Below are 20,625 nucleotides of genomic sequence, written 5' to 3'. Positions count from 1 at the left end.
GATCGTGTAAGGTCAGCCGCCCATGAACCGTTTGATCTGCGCCAGCGTCACGTGCCGCATGTCCTCGCCCCCGCGCCACGCGCGGTGCCAGACAGCGGTCTCGGCGAGCGACTGTTTCAGCCGCCAGCGCGGCCGCCAGCCGAGCCGCTGGCGTGCCTTGCTGCTGTCAAGCTTAAGCAGCCCTGCCTCGTGCGGTTGCGGCGCGGGATCGTGCCGCCAGCCAGGGCCGCCATAGACCCGCGTCAGTTGGTCGAGGACCCAACCGACCGGCAGCGCATCCTCTTCCGACGGACCGAAATTCCACGCTTCGGCCACTGCGTCGCCACGGTCAAACAGCGCCTCCGCCAAGGCAACATAGCCCGACACCGGCTCCAGCACATGCTGCCATGGACGCAGTGCGGCCGGATAGCGGCACACCACCGGCTGCCCGTTATCGGCAGCGCGGAAGAAATCGGGAACCAGTCGGTCCGCTGCCCAATCGCCTCCACCAATCACATTGCCAGCGCGCGCGCTCGCGACATGGACGCCGCGCTCACGTAGGAAGGAACTGCGATAGGCGGCAGTGATATGCTCCGCACACGCCTTGCTGCTGGAATATGGGTCGTAGCCGCCCAGCGCTTCGTCCTCGCGATATGACCACAACCATTCGCGATTCTCGTAGCATTTGTCCGTGGTCACGCTGACGACATGCCGCACCGAGGCGACGTCGCGCACCGCCTGCAGAACGTGCGCGGTGCCCATCACGTTGGTGGCGTAGGTTTCCAACGGATCGCGATACGACCGGCGCACCAGCGGCTGCGCAGCGAGGTGCAGCACCGTGTCGGGTGCAGTCTCGGCCATCACCGCCGCGACCTTCGCGGCGTCGCGGATGTCCCCAACGATATGGTGGATTTCGCCCGCTAGCCCCAACACGTCGAACAGGTTCGGCGTGGTCGGCGGCGCCAGCGAAAGCCCTGTTACCTCCGCGCCGACTGAGCGCAGCAGCAGCGTCAGCCAGCTGCCCTTGAACCCGGTATGTCCGGTGACGAGGACGCGCCGTCCCCGCCAAAGCGCCGGCGTCACGACCAGACCTTCCACGGCGCTTGGCCCGAGCTCCACAACTGGTCGAGGTGGACCTTGTCGCGCAACGTATCCATCGGCTGCCAAAAGCCGGTGTGATGGAAGGCGCGCAGTTCACCGGTGGTCGCCAGCGTCTCCAGCGGTGACTGCTCCCATACGGTCGTATCGTCTTGGATCAGGTCCAGCACCTGCGGCGACAGCACGAAGAAGCCGCCGTTGATCCAGCCGCCGTCGCCGCGCGGCTTTTCGACAAAGCCGTCAACCTGATGTTCGCCCGAGATCAGCAGCGCGCCGTAGCGCCCAGATGGCTGCACCGCGGTGACCGTCGCCTTGCGCCCATGCGCGCGATGAAAATCGATCAGCGCGCCAACATCAACATCGGCGACCCCGTCCCCATAGGTCATGCAGAACGCCTCCTGATCCTCCAGGTAAGGCCGCAAGTACCCCAGCCGTCCACCGGTCATCGTCAGCTCGCCGGTATCGACCAGCGTTACGCGCCATGGCTCGGCCTTGCGCTGATGGACGTGCATCGTGTTGTGTTCCATGTCGAACGTGACGTCCGACATGTGGAGGAAATAGTTGGCGAAATATTCCTTGATAACGTAGCCTTTGTACCCGCAACATATCAGGAAGTCGTTGACGCCGTGCGCTGCAAAGACTTTCATGATATGCCACAGGATAGGGCGGCCGCCGACCTCGACCATCGGCTTGGGCCGGGTCGCGGTTTCTTCACTCAGACGCGTGCCCAGCCCTCCCGCGAGAATTACGGCTTTCATCGATATCCCCGAATGATATGCGGGCACTTGCCTGCCACCTGAGGCCCACTGGCCCGCACCTTGCCCGATTTCAAGCGTTTTCCACCTGCGCAGGGCGACCCACGCCATTTTCTAACAGCAGTTCCCATGTCGCCCGCGCAGTCCGTTCCCAAGAGAAACGCGCCTGGTTCGCGAACCCCGTGACGCGCAGCGCTTGCCGCCGCGCCGGGAAGTCGATCAGGTCGCCAATCGCAGCGGCGATCGCCATTGGGTCCGTCGGATCGACATACAGCGCACCCTCCCCGCCCACTTCCGGCAAAGCACCACGATCTGAGGCGATGGCGGGCGCGCCCAGTGCCTGCGCCTCCAGCAGCGGCAACCCGAAGCCCTCGTACAGCGACGGGATAACGAAACACAGGCAATCGCGATAGGCAGCAGACAGGTCAGCGTCGCTCACCCCCGATCGGCTGGTAATCCATGCGTCCGCGCCATGGCGCACGCGCGCCGCCGCCAGTCGCCCCTCAGGATCAGAGCCGATGTGTAACAGAAACAGGTTGGGATGCCGCGCGCGCAGCAATTTGATTGCGGCGACCAGCGGCAAGGGATTCTTGTTGCCGGTTAGCGCGGCCACCAGCAACACGAACGGGGGCACTGCCGGGGACACGTTTGGCAGAGTCAAGGGGCCCGGAAAGCGACTGGCGAGCGGGATGACCGAAACCTTACCCAACAGATCGGGATAATAGCGTAGCAGGTCGCAGGCAGTTACCTCCGACGGCGCAATCACCGCATCCGCGCGGCGGCAGCACCACGGTACCAGCGTCGACAGGAATAGGCGCTGTGCGCGCGGTAGCAACTCGGGCGTAACGCGGAAATATATGTCGTGAACGGTAAACGCGATCCGCCGCGCTCCCCAGATTGGCCCCGTAAATGCAGGGTTTAGTAGCACATCGACGCCTTCGCGGTGCAGCCTGTGCGGAATCGTGGTCTGCTCGGCCAACACGCGCGCTATCCGGCCACCGTGGCCTGACAGTACAATCGGTTCGACCCCTGAAATCGCGTTCAGGTGATGCGCGGCCTGCGCACGTACGATGCCGAGTAGGCGGTGCGGATTACCAGTCGATTGATTAAAACGCGCAAAGTGCGTCAGTAACTGGACGATGTAATGGCCAATTCCTGAAAGTCGCTCGTCGAGGATCATGGAGTTAATGGCAATTACGGTCACGCCGGCTGCCCCGCCGCGCGCGTCGCAGGCCGAGCGCCCGACGCAACGCGCCGCCGCACCAGATAAGACAGCGCAGCCAACAACAGCATGAAGGTGCCAGTGAAGTAGTTAGTGCCGCGAACTGCCATTTCAACTAGATATCCAACCACACAGGCACGTGCGAATAGTTCGGCATCGGTGATCTTTACCCCAGGTTTAGCAATCGTGCGCAGCCGCAAAAAACTCCGAACCGCAGTATAAAAATATGCTACTATCAGTAGCATCCCTAATAATCCCAATTCACTGCCAATCTTAGACATGATGAAACCGCCATCCTGCAGATTCGCGTCGCGGCCAAGCAATAGATTAATCCGTATTGATGCCGGAACATTCGTATACACGATGCCAAGCTGTTGAAATCCTATGCCCCATCCCAGCGATTTATGCAGTGACTCGCCCAGCATCTGCCAGCCTTGCACATAGACCAGCGCCGAGAGATTGGTGCTGGTCGCCCAATTGAAGTCAAGCCGTTCGGCGTAATAGCTCAGGTCGAGGCTGGCGCTGCCGATCACCCCAACGATTAATCCCGCCACCAACCACGATAGCGGCAGTGCCGTCGCCGCAGCCAGCACGCAGGCTACGATGATTGTGAAATTGCCGAGCCCGTAACCTAGGGCGAAGAATGTCAGCACTATTACCAGCCGCACTAAACGCGGCGCACGCAACATCGTAAAAATTAGCGCTGCTGGCAGCGAGAAACCTAGGAATGACGGCTCCGTATAGGGAAAAATTGGCTTGGCCCCGAGGCTAGCCGTCTCAGGCTGGATCTGCGCGAGGGAAAAAATCGCGCTAAGCGCGAACAGCGTGCATACGATCCGGATCGCGGCCGTGATGCGAGTATCTTCGCCCATGACACCCTCACGCACTGCCGGGACAGACACGATGATGAGGCCTAGCAAGATAATCGACAGAAAGGCGCGCGAAACGTCTAAGCTCGGGTCGTTGCCGATTGCAGTGGCCAGCAATAGGTGGATCAGCAGCACCAGCGTCGTCACGCCGGCTGCCGCGAACGCCGTCTGGATGTCGGTCGAGGTCAGTGGGATATTACCGGTCGCCGCTAATGCCAGCGCCAATATTCCAATGAAGGAGGTGCCCGGCGCGAACGAAGACGCCTCATACAGATAGCCGAGCGCCCCCGGCACGAACAGCAACGCGCCGATCAAAAGTCCCGCCCACAGCGAAGCGGCGCGTCCCCGGGTAGGTGCGTTAGCAAACATGGCGGGCGTCCTAGCAGCAGCGCGCTACCGTAGCAACGAAGCCTATCAGTCAAACGGCCATGTGCATTCACTACTGCCAGCCCAGCGATGCTGACCGCGCTCCATCATGACTAAATCGCGGATGATGTAGCATGTATAGACGTATCTCCCAAAGCTCTACCAGTCATAACTAGAGTCCAGGGTTGGTTTGAGGGTTTCCCGGTTTCTCATCCAGGTCGGGGGTGAGTTTCCGGCGTTCATTCGGCCGCGATCTTGGCCGCGGCAGCAGCATATTCGAGCGGCGTCAGCCAGCCAAGCGATGTGTGAGGACTGCTCTCGTTGTAATCGCGCCGCCAAGCCTCGATCTTGGCCCGTGCGTCCTCGAGGGACAGAAACCAGTGCGTGTTCAGGCATTCGTCGCGAAGGCGGCCGTTGAACGACTCTACGAAGGCGTTGTCGGTCGGCTTACCCGGCCGGCTGAAGTCCAAGGTCACGCCATTCTCGTATGCCCAGCGGTCGAGCGCCTTCGAGATGAACTCTGGCCCATTGTTCACACGAATGCTTTGCGGTGCCTCGCGCTACGATGTGATCTGCGTCATCACCCTCGACCACACTGCTCGCCTTTATGCCCTAATCGACGTCGATCGCCAGGCGACGACCCCGGCGCCGGGCACGTCCGCGACGGAGGCCTGCACCAGCAAGGTGACCCGCGCCGGCGCCAGCGGTGCCCCGCCGAGCGCCGCGGCAGGCACCGGCGTGCCCTTTGCGGCTGCGCAGTAACGGCGGCGCAGAGGCGGTCATGGATCGCGCCGGTGGCAATGCCGTCGGCGGTGTGTACAAGGCTAGTGACGCCGATCAAGGTTACGTCCTGCCACAAAAGCGCCGGCGTGGCGGGGTGCCGGCACGGTCAGCTCGGCAGCTGACGAGTTGGCGGAAGGCTGCGCCCCAGAGGGGGGGCTGGATCGCGGACGGTTGCGCGGAAGCGTCGGCGACGACGCCGCCGCCGCGATCCGTGCTCCTGACCGGTAGTCCACCGCCACTCCCGTTTCTCTATTGGAAGTATCGTAGGAGACTGTCGTGTCCGCGCGGCGGCGTCAATCGGATTTTAGCCAAGATGTCGTGGAAGAATCTTTTCGGATCAGGACTGTGCCGGAAGGTCACAGAGATCGCGCCGGCACAGGCCTGCCGATCTTGCGCTTCACAGGCTTTACCAAAATGACGTCCAAGCCAAGAGGTCGGTGTAGACGTTCATGATATCGTATCATAGAAACACTGCGATGGCGTGGGGACGCCGTAGGGAACAGGGGCGAAGATTGATGTCAGTTCAGCGTTCGGTGCGGTTGCGCCGGTGGTCGTTCGCGCTCGGGACGAGCATCGTAGCGATGAGCGCGGCCTCGGCGGCGCAAGCGCAATGTTCGCCGGATCCAGTTGTCGCGAACGGCACCACCACCTGCACCGGGACCGACGCTGACGGACTGACCGTCACCACCTTCGGCACGCGCGTGGCAATCGGTGCCGGGGCAACCGTCCTGGGCGGGAACGATGGTGGTGCGATCGTGAATCGTGCGACGGGGACGGCGATCGCGCTGGAGGGACGCATCGACGGCGGCAGCGGCGCCGGAATCTTCGTCAACACGGCCGAGCCCGGCTACGAACGTTGCCCGGACGATCCCTATGCCGGGGCATCGGTCCCCTTCCCCTTCCCCTTCTGCTGGCCCGGCAGCTATCAATTTGTCTATCCGTCTTCCAGCACGTCGATCACGGTGGGCACCGGTGCGACGGTCACGGGCACGCAGGCGCTGCTGCTGCGGCCGAACCTGTACAATCACGTCGGGATCGCCTCCGCGACCCTCACCAACGCCGGCACGATGACCGGAACCGCCGGGCCGGCGATCCTTACCGACGGCGATGTCGGCAACACCAGCCTGTCGGTCATCAACCTGGCCGGCGGCACGATCGCCGGGATGCAGGGACAGATCACGCAGCTGACGAACGCAGGCACAGTATCCGCCGCGGGCGGCATCGGGTTCGCGTCGCGCGTCGGACGCGCCGTCGTCACCAACACCGGGACGATCGCAACGCCGGGTGTTACCGCGATCAGCGTCGACGGCGCGCTTGCGCTGACCAACAGCGGCACGATCACCGGCGCGGTCGTGTCGCGCGCGTCCAGCGGGCAGAACAGCACGATCGATACCCTGTCCGGTACGATCGACGGCAATCTGACGCTCGGCGCGGGCGACGACACGATCCTGGCGCGGCTGGATGGCGGGCGGCTGGTCACCGGCATTACCGGCGCGATCGATGGTGGTGCCGGCATCGACACGCTCAGCGCCTCGATCCTGGACGACGCCACGCTCGGCGCCGTGGCGTTGCCGACCGGGTTCGAACGGCTTGGCCTGATAACGACCGCCAACAGGACGGTGACGCTGGACAGCACCTTCGGTGTGCTGGGCGGGCTCCTGCAGATCAGTGGTGGCGGTAGGGTCATCAATGACGGCGTGCTGCGCGGCAACGCGTCGATCGTGTCGGACACGTTCGTCGGCAACGGATCGGTCGCGTTCGTCAACGCGCAGACCATTAACGCGACCGGCGGCGATGCCGCGTCCTATGCGGTCACGCTGAACTGGGCGCGGGCGTTCGGCAACAGCGGCACGGTCACGTCGGCTGTCAACGGCGTATCGGTCACGAGCGGCTCGTTCGACAACAGCGGCGCGATCACCGCCGCGGGTACCGCAGTGAATTTCGCCGGCGGCCGCTTCACCAACGACGGCGCGATCACCTCGAACGCGGGGATCGGCGCGAGCCTTGCCTCCGGCGGCACCGCTACCAACAACGGCACCATTACCGGCGTCGCCGCCGGCGTGCGGCTGTTCGGCAACCTGGCGAACAGCGGCACGATCGCCGGCACCGACGCGGGCGTGATCCTGGGCTCGGGCGGCACGCTCGACAACCGCGCCGGCGCGCGCGTCCGCGGCGACATCGTCCCGCAGGTGCAGTCCTTCTTCACCGTCACCAATGCTGCCGTGGTCAATGCCGGCACGGTCGACGGCAACGTCCGCTTCGATGGATCGAGCGGCTTCAGCTATGCCAACAACCGCTATTTCGCGGTGGTCGGCGGGGTGCTGAACGGTAACCTGACGCTGGGGAGCGGCACTACGCTGGTCACCGAGCTGGCGAACGACGGCCCCGGCACCTTCGCCGGGATCACCGGCACCGTCACCGCGACCGATGCCACGCTGGTCTATCGCGTGCGGGGCAATGCCAGCATCGCCGGTACGGCGGCCACGGGCTTTTCGTCGGTCGGCTACGACCTGTACGACGATGCCGCGCTGACCCTGACCGGTGCGAACGTGCCGCTGTCGCTCGCCGGGACCGGCACCATCGACGTGACCGGCGACATCGCCGCGACCACGAACAGCGCGATCCGTGTGCTGGGCCTGACGCGCAATCCGGGCGAATATTCGTCGGACGGCAACACGCTGGCAATCACCAGCCGCGGCGCACTGACACTGGAGCAGGGCGCCGCGAACACCACGAACAGCGCCGTGTCGCTCGACGACGGCAGCAGCTTCACCAATGCCGGGTCGATCACCGTGCGCAAGCGGGACGCCGGCACCTTCGGCACCCTCTATGCGATATCCGGCAGCACCGTCGTCAACGACGGTACCATCGCGCTGGACGGCGCGACCGGGATCGGCGCGACGCAGGTCACCAACAACGGCACGATCGCGCAGGTCGCGGGCGGCGCCACCAGCCGCGGGCTGTATAGCTGGGGCGGCGGGATGCGGCTGACCAACACCGGCACGATCGACGTCGCCGGGGTCGCGGTCCTGGGCAGCTACGGCCTGACGATCGACAACAAAGGCCGCATCGTCAGCAGCGGCGACGTCGCGATCGGTTCGGACAATTATGCGATCGCCACGATCACGAACCGGGCGGATGGCACGATCGCGGGTAGCGGGACCGCGATCCGCATCAGCGGCGGTACGCTGGACAATGCCGGCACGATCACCGGCACGGTCGACCTGGGAAGCAGCTGGAACGATCGGTCGTTCTCCAGCGCGACCTACAGCGCACGCGGCGGCACGATCGCCGGCGACCTGCTGTTCGGCCGCGGCGACGACACGCTGATCGCCTATGACGACGTGACCGGTGTCAGCGGGATAATCGACGGCGGCGACGGCACCGACACGTACGTGCATGCGCGCGAGACGACCGGCACGGTCACGCTGGGAACGGCGCTCCCGCGCGGCTTCGAGGTCGAGGGTGTCCGCACGCTGGGTGCGGACACGGTCGTGACGATCGCCGCAGCCGCGCCGGTCGCGACCGGGCTGTCGGTATTCGGCGACGGGGCGATCGTGAACACCGCCGATATCACGGGCCAAGTGACGACCTACCGGAATGACGGCTGGTCCTCGTGGTCCACGCCGGTGCTGGCCGGATTCACCAACCGGGCGACGCTGCACGACGGCTTCGACGGGCGGGTGCTGCGCTTCGAGAACGACGCCGGCGGCGTCGTCACCGCGCAGACCGCCTCCCAGGCCGGGGCCGTCAACCTCAGCCAGGGCGAGACGCTGGAGTTCGTCAACGCCGGGCGCATCGATCGCGGCGCGCGCAGAAGCGCCGTCGGTGCCTACGCACAGACGGTTGTGACGGCACGCAACAGCGGCGCGATCAGCGGTGGCTTCGAGGCGTCCACCCAGACCTCCGGCGATATGACCGCGCCGCAGCCGATGGCGGTGTCGCTGGTCAACAGCGGCACGATCTCGACCGACCGGAGCGCGGCGGCGATCGAGCTGTACGCTATCGACGGCGCCGGCATCATCGATGCCAACGTCACGCTCGACAATGGCGGCACGATCGAGGCAACCGGTGCGGGCGGCAATGCCGCCTATCTGGCCTCCTATGGTTACAGCCAGAACAGTCTTCCGCTGTCAGGCACGCGGCAGATCACCATCACCAACAGTGGCACGATCCGCGCCAACGATGGCGGCACGGTCCTGACCGATCCCTTCTTCCCGGGACCCGACCAGACCTATACCGACATCGGTGCCGGGCTGCTCCTCTTTGCCGACGACACGATAACCATCACCAACACCGCTACGGGCACGATCGAAGCGACCGGCGCACTGTCGAGCGCGGTCCTCGTATCGGGCGGCGCGCTCGACCTGACCAATGCCGGTACGGTGCGCGGCGGAGGCAGCTTCACGGCGCAGAACTACGGCACCACCTCCACTGTCGCCGGCGCGATCGACACGCAATTCGCAGGTGACGGTGCCCGCATCGTCAACACCGGCACGATCATCGGCTCGATCGCGACCGGCGCGGGCGACGACCGCGTCGAGAATTACGGCACGCTCACCGGCGACGTGTTCCTGGGTGACGGCGACGACACGTTCCTCCACCGCGCCTCGGCGACGCTGACCGGCACTGTCGACGCCGGCATCGGCCTCGACAGCCTGATCATCGACGCCACCGCGGGCGGCACGGTGCGCGCCAGCCAGTTCGTCAACTTCGAACGCTTCAGCCAGATCGGCGCGGGCGCGGTCGACTATGTCGGCGCGTTCCAGTCCGACACGATCGGCGTCGCGGGCGGCACCGTCGCGGTAGCCGCGGGCGAGACGCTGAGCAGCACCGGTCCGGTCACGATCACCGGCAGCGACGCGGCCGAGACCGTCGACAATGCCGGCACGATCGCGGGCGCGGTCGAGCTGGGCGCCGGCGACGACACCTATGTCGACCGCGCCGGCAGCAGCGTGCTGGGGACGCTCGACGGCGGCACCGGCATCGACACGTACCGCGTCGCGCTGTCGGGCGACCGCAGCGGGATCGGCGCGCGCAGCGGGTTCGAGCAGCTCGCCGTCACCGGCAACGGCGCGCTGGCGCTCACGCTCGACCAGAGCTTCGACACTGTCGCGCTCGCCGGCACCGGGCTGGCGCTCACGCTGGCCGGCAACACCGTCGGTGCGGTGACCGGTTCCGACGCGGCCGAGACGCTGGACGTCGACGGCGACATCGCGCGCGTCGCGCTGGGCGCTGGCAACGATAGGCTGGCGCTGGGCACCACCACCGCCGCGGGCAGCTATGCCGGCGGTACGGGCAGCGACACGCTGCGCTTCACCGCCGCTGGGCCGGCCACGCTCGCCGGCACCGTCAGCGGCTTCGAGACGATCGCGCTGACCGGCAACGCGCTCACCGTCACCGGCACGCTGGGGGCCACCGGCGAGACCATGACGCTCGGCGATGGCGCGCAGACGCTGCTACTCGCCAACGGCGGGACGATTGCCGGGACGGTCGATCTCGGCGCGGGCAACGACAACTTCAGCCTCGCGCCGGGCGGCACGCTCGCCGGCACCGTCGCGGGCGGCGCCGGCGACGACATCGCCACCGTCACGCTGGCGGGCGACCGCACGCTGGCGGCGGCGCTGACCGGGTTCGAGACGCTGGCCAGCACCGGCACGGGCACGCTGACGCTGACCGGCGCGCAACGCTATGCGCAGGTGCTGTCGGGCACCGACCTGACGGTGGCGAACGGCGGGTCACTGACCACGTCGACGCTGCGCATGGGCGCCGGCAACGAACGGCTGACGATCGCGGGCGGCTTCGCCGGCGCGGTCGACGGCGGCGCGGGGACCGACACGGTCGCGGTGTCGGGCGGCAGCGCGAGCGCGCCGGTCGCCTTCACCGACGTCGCCGGCGTCGAGGCGTTCGGGATGAGCGCCGGTTATGCGACGGTCGCGGGCAACGCCGCGCTGGGCGCGGTGAACCTCGGCGGCGGGCGGCTGGTCGGGCTCGCCAATTCGACGCTCACCGCCAGCCGCTTCGACGTCGCCAGCGGCGCGACGTTCGGGTCGGCAGGCACCGTCAACGGCAATGTCGTCGTCGCGGGCACGCTCAGCCCCGGCGCGTCGCCGGGGATCATGACCGTCAACGGCAACGTCACGCTGGCCGGCGGATCGCTGTCGGTGTTCGAACTCACCCCGACCGTCTCCGACAAACTGGTCGTCAACGGCGCGTTGCAGATCGCCAGCGGGGCCACGTTGCAGATCGTGCCGGTCGGCACGCTCCGCGCCGGCACCAGCTACGACCTGATCACCGCCAGCGGCGGGATCACCGGCGGGTTCACGACCGTGACCAAACCGGCGTCGCTGTTCGGCGTGATCGTGCAGCGTGCCGACCGCATCCAGCTGCTCGGCCAGTTCCTGACCGACGCGCGCTTCTCGGCCCAGGTGGCGCGCAGCATCGCCTATGCGAACGCCACGCTGGCGGTGCAGCCGGCGACCAGCACGTTGTTCAACAGTCTGCCGGCATTGGTCGAGGCGTCGGGCGCCTCGAACGCGCGCGGCTTCGCGCAGCTGACGCCGGAGGCCTATGCCTCGGCGACGCAGCTCGGCATCGACCATGCGCTGTCGCTGGCGCAGGTCGCGCGCGGCAACGCGTTCGCGACCGATCGCGACGATGCCGGCGCGTTCACCTTCGCGCAGACGATCGGCCAGTGGCACACGCTGCAGGGCGATGCGGCGCAGGGCAGCAACGCGGCGCGCGCGCAGAGCTACGGCTTCCTCGGCGGCGTCGGTTACGGCGATCGCGGCTGGATGGTCGGCGCGTTCGGCGGCTATCTCAACGGACGGCAGCAGATCGGCGCGCTGGGCGCACGCACCCGCGCCGACGGCGTGGTGGCGGGCGTGCACGGCCGCTACGGCGCCGACAGCGGCTGGGGCTTCAGCGCCTCGCTGCTCTATGACGGCGGCAAGGCGCGCACCGACCGCGCGCTGCCCGGTACCGTCGCGGCGGCGACCGGGCGCTACGACCTGCACAGCTGGGTCAGCGACATCGCGGCATCGTACGGGATCGAAACCGGCGAGGGCTGGTCGCTGCGCCCGCGCCTCGGGGTGACGTACATCCGCACCACCCGCGCCGCCGTCGCGGAAGGCGGCGGCAGCGCGTTCGCGTTGCAGGTCGCGCAGGACCGCCACGTCGCGGGCTTCGCCGACGCCGGGCTGACGTTCGCACGCAGCGACGCCTCGGACGCGGCTTTCCGCCCGTCGGTGACGCTGGGCGCGCGCTACCAGATCGAGGGCCAGCGTGCCGACGCGCTGGCGGGCTATGCCGGGGGCGGCCTCGGGCTGACCGCGGTCGGTGCGCAGCGCAGCGAACTGGTCGGCACCGCGGCGGGCGGTGTCGCCTATCGCCTGCCGAGCGGGCTCGACCTGTTCGCCTCGGCCTCGGCGCAGACCGGGCGCGACGACCATCAGGAGACGATCACCGCCGGCGTGCGGCTGCGCTTCTGACGGGTCCGCGGGGGGCGGCGTTCGCTCCCCGCGGCTTTTGCAATGCATCCCTTCGCGCCCATCGCCGTTCGTCCCCCGACATCATTCGGAAAAAGGACGATCGGACATGGCGATCTTCAACAAGGACATGGTCGAACTCGCGGGCAAGAACGCGCTGTGGCAGAAGGAAGTGTACCGCGACGCCAAGGTGCAGATCGTGCTGATGAGCATCCCCGCCGGTGAGGAGATCGGGCTGGAGACGCACCGCGCCGACCAGACCACCTTCATCGTCGCGGGCGAGGCGAAGGTGACGATCGACGGCCACAACACCACCGCCGGCCCCAACCATCTGGTCGTCGTCCCGAAGGGCGCCGAGCACAATATCGTCAACAAGGGCACCGGCGACCTGAAGCTGTTCTCGGTCTACGCCCCACCCGCCGAGCCCGAAGGTGCCGCGTTCAAGACCAAGGCCGAGGCCGAGGAAGCCGAGAAGGGCCTGCTCGCCAAGGCCGCCGACAAGGTGAAGGACGTCATCGGCGGCTGACGCACGGGCACGGCACGGCGCGGCACGGCGCGACACGGCGGCGCACGATGCCGCTTGCGCAGCGCGGATCGGACGCGGCATCGTAACTCGCTGAATGCCAGAGGGGAAATGATGCGCCATCCGATCCTGTCCGCCGTGCTGCTCGCCGTGGCGATCCCCTCCGCCGCATCCGCCGGCCGCGTCACCGTCGAGGAAGCGTCGATCGACGCACTCCAGGCGCAGATGACCGCGCACAGGGCGAGCAGCGTCACGCTCACCCGCGCCTATCTCGCGCGGATCGCGGCGATGGACCGCAAGGGCCCGGCGCTCGCCAGCGTGATCGCGCTCAACCCCGCTGCGCTGGCGCAGGCCAAGGCGCTGGATGCCGAGCGCAAGGCTGGCCGCGTCCGTGGTCCGCTGCATGGCGTGCCATTGCTCATCAAGGACAATATCGAGACCGCCGATCGCACCGCGACCACCGCCGGCAGCCTCGCGCTCGCCGGCAACGTCACCGCGCGCGACGCCCCGCTGGTCGCCGCATTGCGCCGCGCGGGCGCGGTGATCCTCGGCAAGACCAATCTCTCCGAATGGGCCAACATCCGCTCGACGCACTCGATGAGCGGGTGGAGCGCGACCGGCGGGCTGGTGCGCAATCCCTATGCGCTCGATCGCACCGCCTGCGGTTCTTCGTCGGGATCGGGCGCGGCGGTCGCGGCCAGCTTCGCAGCCGCGGCGGTCGGCACCGAGACCGACGGATCGGTGGTGTGCCCGTCGTCGGTGAACGGGCTGGTCGGGCTGAAGCCGACGCTCGGGCTGATCGACGGCGCGCGGATCGTGCCGATCAGCCACAGCCAGGACACGCCCGGCCCGATGGCGCGCAGCGTGCGCGACGCCGCGCTGCTGCTCGATGCGATGACCGGCGGCACGCACGCCTTCGCGGCGGGGTTGTCCGCCGGCGCGCTGTCCGGCGTGCGCGTCGGGGTGATCCGCCCGAAGGACCTGCGCCCCGATCTCGCCGCACGCTTCGACGCGGCGGTCGACGTGCTGCGCGCGGCGGGCGCGGTGCCGGTCGCGGTGGTGATGCCCGACCTCGACGGGCTCGGCGCGGCCGAACAACTGGTGCTGGAGACCGAACTGAAGGCGGATCTCGACGCCTATCTCGCCACCACCCCGCCCGCGGTGACCACGCGCACGCTGGCGGAGGTGATCGCGTTCAACCGCGCGCACGCGGCCGAGGAGATGCCGTACTTCGCGCAGGAATTCTTCGAGGCGGCGGTGAAGACCAGGGGGCTCGACGACCCGGCGTACAAGGCGGCGCGCGCGACGTCGCTGCGGCTGGCGGGCCGGCAGGGCATCGACGCGCTGCTGGCGAAGGCCGGCGCGCGGCTGCTGGTGGCGCCCACCTACGGCGCGGCGTGGCTGAGCGATCCGGTGTACGGCGACCAATATGACGGCCCGTCCGCCGCCACGCTCCCCGCGGTCGCCGGCTACCCGCACCTGACCGTGCCGATGGGGCTGGTGCGCGGGTTGCCGGTCGGCCTGTCGTTCATCGCGACGAAGGGCGCCGACGCGACGGTGCTGGGCGCCGGCTATGCCTACGAACAGCGCGCGCACGCCCGCGTCGCGCCGCGTTACCTGCCGCGGACGGAGGGACGGTAGGGCTGCGGCCCTACCCTGCCCGCTGCTCCCGCGCGGCGAACAGCACCGCGAAGCCTACCGCGATCATCATGATGAAGCGCGGGTAATGAAGCATGCCCTCCAGCAGGCTCATGAACAGCAACGAGTAGAGCATGCCGGTCAGCGGTCGCAGCGCGGCGTCGTCCATGCCCGTGCGATGCGTCGCGACGATCGCGCGGCCGAGCAGCCACAGCGCGCCCGCCGCACCGAAGACGCCCCACGAGATCAGGAACTGCAACACGGCGTTATGCGGCTGCGTGTGCGTCCAGCCAACGAACACTTCCCAGAAGGTCGATCCCGACCCCCAGCCGAACAGCGGCGCGTCCAGCCAACGCGCGAACGTGGCGTGCCACAAGGCCAGCCGCCCGCCGGTGGCCATATTGGCATCCTGTGCATCACCGCTCGCATAGAGATAGAAATCCGGATTGTCGGGCAGCAGCGGCAACGCGAGCCCCAGCGCCAGCGCGCTCAGCCCGGCGACATGCACCAGCCGCGCCCGCTCCGGCCAGCGCCGCAGACTGACCAGCGCCACCGCGGCCACGACCACCATCGCGAGAATCGCGGCGCGCGTTCCCGACCAGCAGGTCAACCCCGCCGCCAGCAGATAGGCCACGCTGGCAAGGCGATGATCCTCCCCCTCATCGCCATAGAGCAAGCCCAGCATCAGCCCGGCCGCGATCGCCCCGGTCCAAGATCCGAAATGGCGCACGTTGATGAACCCGGGTAGCGCCGAACCCAGCTCGATCACTCCGCCCGGCACGCTCGCCGCGGGCGGGGGCAGCTGGAACCGCCACGTCGTCAGCATCGCCAGCGCGACCAGCCCGAGCGTCAGCCACGAGAACAGCGTGCGGATCCGCGCGACCGGCTCGGCGCGCGCGAAGAACCAGATCGCCGCGCAGAAACGCAGATGGACAAGCGTGATGAGCGAGATCAGCACGGAATCGAACGGCTTCCTCGACACTAACACGCTGCCGACCGTCAGGCCGACCAGCAACAGTGCGAAGGCTGCCTTCACGTCGCGCGGCAATCGCTGCCAGAGCGCGGCATCGCGGTAACCGGCACGGACCGCGACATGCACGAACGCCAGCTCGCACACGACGAACGGCAACTCGAGCAACCGCGACCATTCCGCCCATCCCGGACTGACGCGGTGCATGTAGGTCGGATACAGCAAGGCCGCGATCACCGGCATCGCGATGCCGAGCACCACGCCCAGCCAGTCGTAGAGGCCCCAGCGTGTTACCGATGCCCTGATCGTCGCCGCGTGGTTCATGCGTCCGCCATGCCTTCGCCGCCCACCCGCGGGCCGCGCTGCGCGGCACGATAAAGCGGTCGGGCTGCGGAATGGTTAATCGCCCACGCGCGCCCATCCCTCCCCCGCCGGCACCAGCGTGGCGAGGAACGCCGCGGCGCTCTCGCGGTACTCGGCGCGCCTCGCGTCGTCGAAGCGGCCCCATGTCGCGTACATGTTGCGCATCCGCGCATTGCCCGCGAACCGCTTCTCGTGGCGCGCCAGGAAATCCCAGTAGAGCGCGTTGAACGGGCATGCGTCCGCGCCGGTCTTCTTCTTCACGTCGTACCGGCAGCGCCCGCAATAATCGGACATACGGTCGATATACGCGCCGCTCGACACGTACGGCTTCGACGCGATCGCGCCGCCGTCGGCGAACTGGCTCATGCCGATCACATTGGGCATCTCGACCCATTCGTAGGCGTCGAAATAGACGACCAGGAACCAGTCCGACACCGCCTTCGGGTCGATGCCCGCCAGCAGCGCGAAATTGCCGAGCACCATTAGCCGCTGGATGTGATGCGCATAGGCCTCGCGCTTGGTCTGGCCGACGCTTTCGGCGAGGCAGCGCATGTCGGTGTCGCCGGTCCAGTAGAAATCGGGGAGCGGGCGCGTCGCCTCCAGCGCGTTGCGCGCGGCGAGTTTCGGCATGTCCCACCAATACATGCCGCGCATATATTCGCGCCAGCCGATGATCTGCCGCACGAAGCCCTCGACCGCGTTCAGCGGCGCGTCGCCGCGATCATAGGCCGCGACCGCCGCCTCGCACACCTCGACCGGCCCGAGCAGCCCGAGGTTGAGGCACAGCGACAGGCTGCTGTGGAACAGGTAATCCTGCCCGGCGATCATCGCATCCTGGTAGCGCCCGAAATCGGGCAGCGCCGCGGCGATGAAATGGTCGAGTGCGGTCAGCGCCTGCGCGCGCGTCACCGGCAACGCGAACGGTTCGAGATCGCCGAAATGGGCGGCGAAGCGCGCGCCGACCAACGCCAGCACGTCCTGCGTGATCGCGTCGGGCGCGAAGCGCTCGGGGGCGGGATAGTTCACCCCGCGCGGCGGCGTGTCGCGATTGTCGTGGTCGTAATTCCATTTATCGCCGACGGGCTTGCCGTCCGCGGTCATCAGCAGCCCGGTGCGGCGGCGCATGTCGCGGTAGAAATATTCCATGCGGTGCGCGCGGCGTCCCTGCGCCCAGGCATAGAAGTCCGGCAGCGGGCAGACGAAGCGATCGTCCTCGAGGATGTCGACCGGCAATCCGGTGCGCAACGCCCAGTCGTCCTGCGCCTGCCGCACGCGGAACTCGGCCCCCGCGACGGTGCGGATCGCGGTGACCGCATGCCGCTCGGCGGCGCGCGCGACCTCGCCGGTGAAGCTGTGCGTGTTGCCGGGCGCGTCGAGCGTCACGTAATCGACCGTCCACCCGTCACCGCGCAATTCTTCGGCGAAGTGGCGCATCGCGGCGAAGAGCAAGGCGATCTTCTTCTTGTGGTGGCGGACGTAGGTGGTCTCGTCGCCCACCTCCATCATCACCACCACCGCCTGCGCGCGATCGACATCGCGCAGGGAAGCGAGCGTGTGGGTGAGCTGGTCGCCCAGCACCGGGATCAGCATGGTCATGCGACGGCAACGCACGAGGCGCGCGAAGGCGGCGTGCGTTGTTCGGTCGGGCCGTCATGCCGCTCTTCGCGTGCCGAACGCTGCGGCCCCCGCCTGTCATCGCGAGCGTAGTGGATCCATCCCGAGCAACACCGGAACGCCTCGGCTACGATGGCATCACCGATCATCGGCGTCGAGCGTGGCCCCGGACCCGGGCCCGACTTCTGCGGTCGTCGGCGAGAAGCGGGACCCCGGATCAGGTCCGGAGTGACGGCGCTGGTAAGTCCGGAGCGTGAAACCAGCTGACCTCGATGCCCGATCCGGCTGTCGACCGGCACTCGATCCGTCACCGCCCCGAGCAACACCGGAACGCCTCGGCTACGATGGCATCACCGACCATCGGCGTCGAGCGTCGCCCCGGACCCGGACCGGGACAGGGACCGGGGCCCGGCTTCTGCGGTCGTCGACGAGAAGCGGGACCCCGGATCAGGTCCGGAGTGACGGAGCTGGTAAGTCCGGGTCGTGAAACCAGCTGACCTCGATGCCCGATCCGGCTGTCGACCGGCACTCGATCCGTCACCGCGGCGCGTCGTCGAAACGACGCACCCGCGCCCTCATCCCCCCGGCAGCAGGAACCGCACCGACTGCTGCTGCCCCGAACAGGCCAGCGCGCCTTCGGGGCGGAAGGTGCTGCTGAAGCGTGCGCCGCGGATGATGCCGTTGGCGGCTTCGTCGAAGATGAACGGCGGATAGGCGATCACCGCGCGCGGTGCGACCGTCCGCCCGTCCGCGGCGATGTCGAACGCGGTGCGCACCCAGCCCTCGAACCCCAGCCGTTGCGCCTCCATCGGGAAGTCGCTCGCCCCCGCGCTCATCCGCTGCACCGCCGGCTGCACCCCGATCGTCGCGCATTGCTCGGCGGTCAGCCCGGTGCGGTCGAACACCGCGCGCGCGCCGGGCAGGTCGCCCTTTGCCGCCAGCACGTTCGCCTCCGCCAGCAACGCCGCGATCTTCAGCGGGTGACGCGCGGGCAGTGCCGCATCGCCGCTGACCGCCGCCAGCAGCGCGCCGGCATCGGCGGGCGGCCCCTTGCGGTAATCGGGCTGCGCGATCAGCAGCCTGAGCGTCGCCGCCGACAGCGGATCGCGCGCCACGTCGGGCTGCGCCAGCAGCGTGCGCAGTCGCGTGCGCCGCGCGTCGCCGTGCTCGTCGTCATCCTCGGGCGCGGCGATCGCCACGAAGGTGCGCGCCGGCACCGGCGGCGACAGCGACGCGGCCGCGGCGCGCGCGGTCGCGTAGAATGCCGGCTTCTCCTTCCCGTCGACCACCGGGTTGCCGCCCAGCGCCAGCGCGGCCTGCAGCTGTGCGGCGGCGTCGCGCTTCGCGGTCGCCGCGGCCAGCGCGGCGCGCTGCATCGGCAGCGCCAGCGCCGCCGGCCGTTCGTCCCATGCCGGCGTGCCCGCGCCCTTGTCCGCCAGCCACGCGTCGAACGCCTCCGCCAGCGGGCGCATCGTGCCCGGCGCGCCATCGGCCTTCACGCAGCGCAGCTCGACGCGCGTGGTGTAGCGGAACAGCGGCGGGATCTTCGCGGCATCCTCGGCGCGCCACGACCAGTCGGCGACCGCGCGTGCGAACGCCAGCGCCTTGGCGCGCCCGCCGTTGGTGTAGATCGGCGCGACCCCCGCGACATGCCCGTCGCTCTCCAGCGAGAATTCGACGATCGCTTCGTCCTCTGGCAGCAGCCCGCCTTCGCCGCACGCCGGCGGGTTCATCGCCGCGGCGGTGGTGAACGGCGTGTCGCGCATCCGCCCGGCGCCGGTGTAGGCAAGGTACAGCCGCGCATTGTCGCGATCCTTGTTCTTCAGCGCCGCGATCGCGAGGTCGGACCGCGTGGTGATGTCGGAGGCGCCGACGCGGCTGGTCAGCCCGCCCTGCTTGGCCAGGCTGTCCTTCAGCTCGGCATAGGCCTCCCTGGTGCGGCCTTCGTTGAGCAGCACGCGCGCATGGACGGTCTGCACCGCGGCGAGGTTCTTCTTGCCGAGATCGGGTTCGGCGAGCGCCAGCGTGCGCGCCTCCTCCGCCGCGGCCAGCGCGCGCCCGTCGCGGTCGAACATCGTCACCTGCGCCAGCCGCAGCAGCACCGGGATGCGCGCGCCGCCCTTCACCAGTTCGACCGCGGTGCGATATTCGCGTGCCGCGGTGTCATAGTCGAAGCCGCGCTGCGCCGCGCGCCCCAGCGTCAGATGCGCATCATAGACGTCGCCGGTGAACGCCTCGCCCTTCGCGACCAGCACCGGCAGCCCGCGCGCGATCGCCGCCTTGCCCTCGTCGACGCGCCCCAGCTCGACCAGGCAGCGCCCGTTGCGCACGTCCACCGTCGCGGCGAGCAGCGGGTTGCGGCTGACGGTCAGCGTCGCGAAACCCCGCACCGCCTCGCTGCACCGCCCCTCGGCCGCGGCCAGGCTGGCGGCGTCGAAGCGCGCCTGCGCACTTTGCGGTGCAGGCGGGGGCGGTGCAGGCGGGGGCGGTGCAGGCGGGGGCGGCGCCGGCGCGGGCGCCGCGGTCGCGGCTTGACCGGCAAGCGCCAGCGCGAGCATGGATACGGACATGAAGCCTCCCTTTGTCGCGGCGAACACATCACGGCCGCCGCGGGCTGTCGAGGGGGGAAGCGGCCCGAAGCGGACGATCGCGCCGCGGTTCGTCGCAACGCTCGCGGCACTGGCAACACTGGCGGCGCTGCCCGCGTCCGCCGCGGAGTCGCCGCTGCGTTATCCGCCCGACAGCGTGCTGCTGCTCGTCGCGCCGTGGTGCGCGCCGTGCCATGCCGAGCTGGCGCGGATCGACACGATCGCCGCTGCGGCGCGCCCGCGCGCGGTGCGCGTGTTCATGGTCGAGGACGGCCCGCGCGCCCGCGCGATGTGGCGCAACGTTCCCGAGGCCTATCGCTGGACGCCCCCGCCCGGCGAGGAGCGCCGCTACCGCAGCGACGCGCTGGCG

The 20,625-nt window shown here is 68.5% G+C and carries 10 protein-coding genes and 2 pseudogenes; 4 read left to right on the top strand and 8 right to left on the bottom strand.

Annotated features, from left to right (window positions below):
• Nucleotides 1-12 precede the first annotated feature (12 nt).
• From rfbG to SPHPHY_RS20640, 5 genes and pseudogenes are all read right to left on the bottom strand, one after another.
• Complete coding sequence (gene rfbG / locus SPHPHY_RS0118220; RefSeq protein WP_231370503.1) at nt 13-1,062, bottom strand: CDP-glucose 4,6-dehydratase; 1,050 nt, start codon at nt 1,060-1,062, stop codon at nt 13-15.
• The gene (rfbF, locus tag SPHPHY_RS0118215) at nt 1,059-1,835 is read right to left on the bottom strand and encodes a glucose-1-phosphate cytidylyltransferase (protein WP_022688121.1); all 777 of its coding nucleotides are present in this window, start codon (nt 1,833-1,835) and stop codon (nt 1,059-1,061) included. The genes rfbG and rfbF overlap by 4 nt, the downstream gene beginning before the upstream one ends.
• A gap of 70 nt (nt 1,836-1,905) precedes the next feature.
• Entirely contained in the window at nt 1,906-3,036 is a 1,131-nt protein-coding gene (locus tag SPHPHY_RS21585; RefSeq protein WP_156025188.1) for a glycosyltransferase family 4 protein, read from the bottom strand.
• Nucleotides 3,033-4,292, bottom strand: coding sequence for a hypothetical protein (locus SPHPHY_RS0118205; protein ID WP_156025187.1), 1,260 nt, complete (start codon nt 4,290-4,292; stop codon nt 3,033-3,035). The genes SPHPHY_RS21585 and SPHPHY_RS0118205 overlap by 4 nt, the downstream gene beginning before the upstream one ends.
• A gap of 236 nt (nt 4,293-4,528) precedes the next feature.
• Nucleotides 4,529-4,840: pseudogene (locus SPHPHY_RS20640) on the bottom strand (integrase core domain-containing protein); the annotation flags it as partial.
• A 747-nt stretch (nt 4,841-5,587) separates the two neighbouring features.
• Here SPHPHY_RS20640 and SPHPHY_RS0118195 point away from each other — a divergent pair.
• From SPHPHY_RS0118195 to SPHPHY_RS0118185, 3 genes are all read left to right on the top strand, one after another.
• Complete coding sequence (locus SPHPHY_RS0118195; RefSeq protein WP_231370502.1) at nt 5,588-12,562, top strand: autotransporter outer membrane beta-barrel domain-containing protein; 6,975 nt, start codon at nt 5,588-5,590, stop codon at nt 12,560-12,562.
• A gap of 106 nt (nt 12,563-12,668) precedes the next feature.
• Complete coding sequence (locus tag SPHPHY_RS0118190) at nt 12,669-13,085, top strand: cupin domain-containing protein (protein ID WP_022688117.1); 417 nt, start codon at nt 12,669-12,671, stop codon at nt 13,083-13,085.
• 111 nt (nt 13,086-13,196) lie between these two features.
• Nucleotides 13,197-14,723, top strand: a complete 1,527-nt coding sequence (locus tag SPHPHY_RS0118185) for an amidase (RefSeq protein WP_156025186.1) — start codon at nt 13,197-13,199, stop codon at nt 14,721-14,723.
• 10 nt (nt 14,724-14,733) lie between these two features.
• Here SPHPHY_RS0118185 and SPHPHY_RS0118180 read toward each other — a convergent pair whose 3' ends face one another.
• The 3 genes from SPHPHY_RS0118180 to SPHPHY_RS0118170 all read right to left on the bottom strand — a co-directional run bounded on the left by SPHPHY_RS0118180 (nt 14,734) and on the right by SPHPHY_RS0118170 (nt 20,237).
• Nucleotides 14,734-16,014 carry an O-antigen ligase family protein gene (locus tag SPHPHY_RS0118180; RefSeq protein ID WP_022688115.1) on the bottom strand — a complete coding sequence of 427 codons (1,281 nt, stop codon included), beginning with the start codon at nt 16,012-16,014 and terminating at the stop codon, nt 14,734-14,736.
• Nucleotides 16,015-16,089: 75 nt separating this feature from the next.
• Nucleotides 16,090-17,649 carry a cryptochrome/photolyase family protein gene (locus SPHPHY_RS0118175; protein WP_022688114.1) on the bottom strand — a complete coding sequence of 520 codons (1,560 nt, stop codon included), beginning with the start codon at nt 17,647-17,649 and terminating at the stop codon, nt 16,090-16,092.
• 593 nt (nt 17,650-18,242) lie between these two features.
• Nucleotides 18,243-20,237, bottom strand: a complete 1,995-nt coding sequence (locus SPHPHY_RS0118170; protein ID WP_156025185.1) for an energy transducer TonB — start codon at nt 20,235-20,237, stop codon at nt 18,243-18,245.
• On the opposite strand from SPHPHY_RS0118170, the pseudogene SPHPHY_RS20635 reads away from it, so the two are divergent.
• Nucleotides 20,236-20,625, top strand: a pseudogene (locus SPHPHY_RS20635) (hypothetical protein); the annotation flags it as partial. The gene SPHPHY_RS0118170 and the pseudogene SPHPHY_RS20635 sit on opposite strands and share 2 nt — an antisense overlap.

The sequence above is a fragment of the Sphingomonas phyllosphaerae 5.2 genome (assembly GCF_000419605.1).
GTDB classification, from domain to species: Bacteria; Pseudomonadota; Alphaproteobacteria; order Sphingomonadales; family Sphingomonadaceae; genus Sphingomonas; species Sphingomonas phyllosphaerae_B.
The sequence above is the reverse complement of the archived record's forward strand: the minus strand, read 5'-3'. Positions and strand labels throughout refer to the sequence as shown.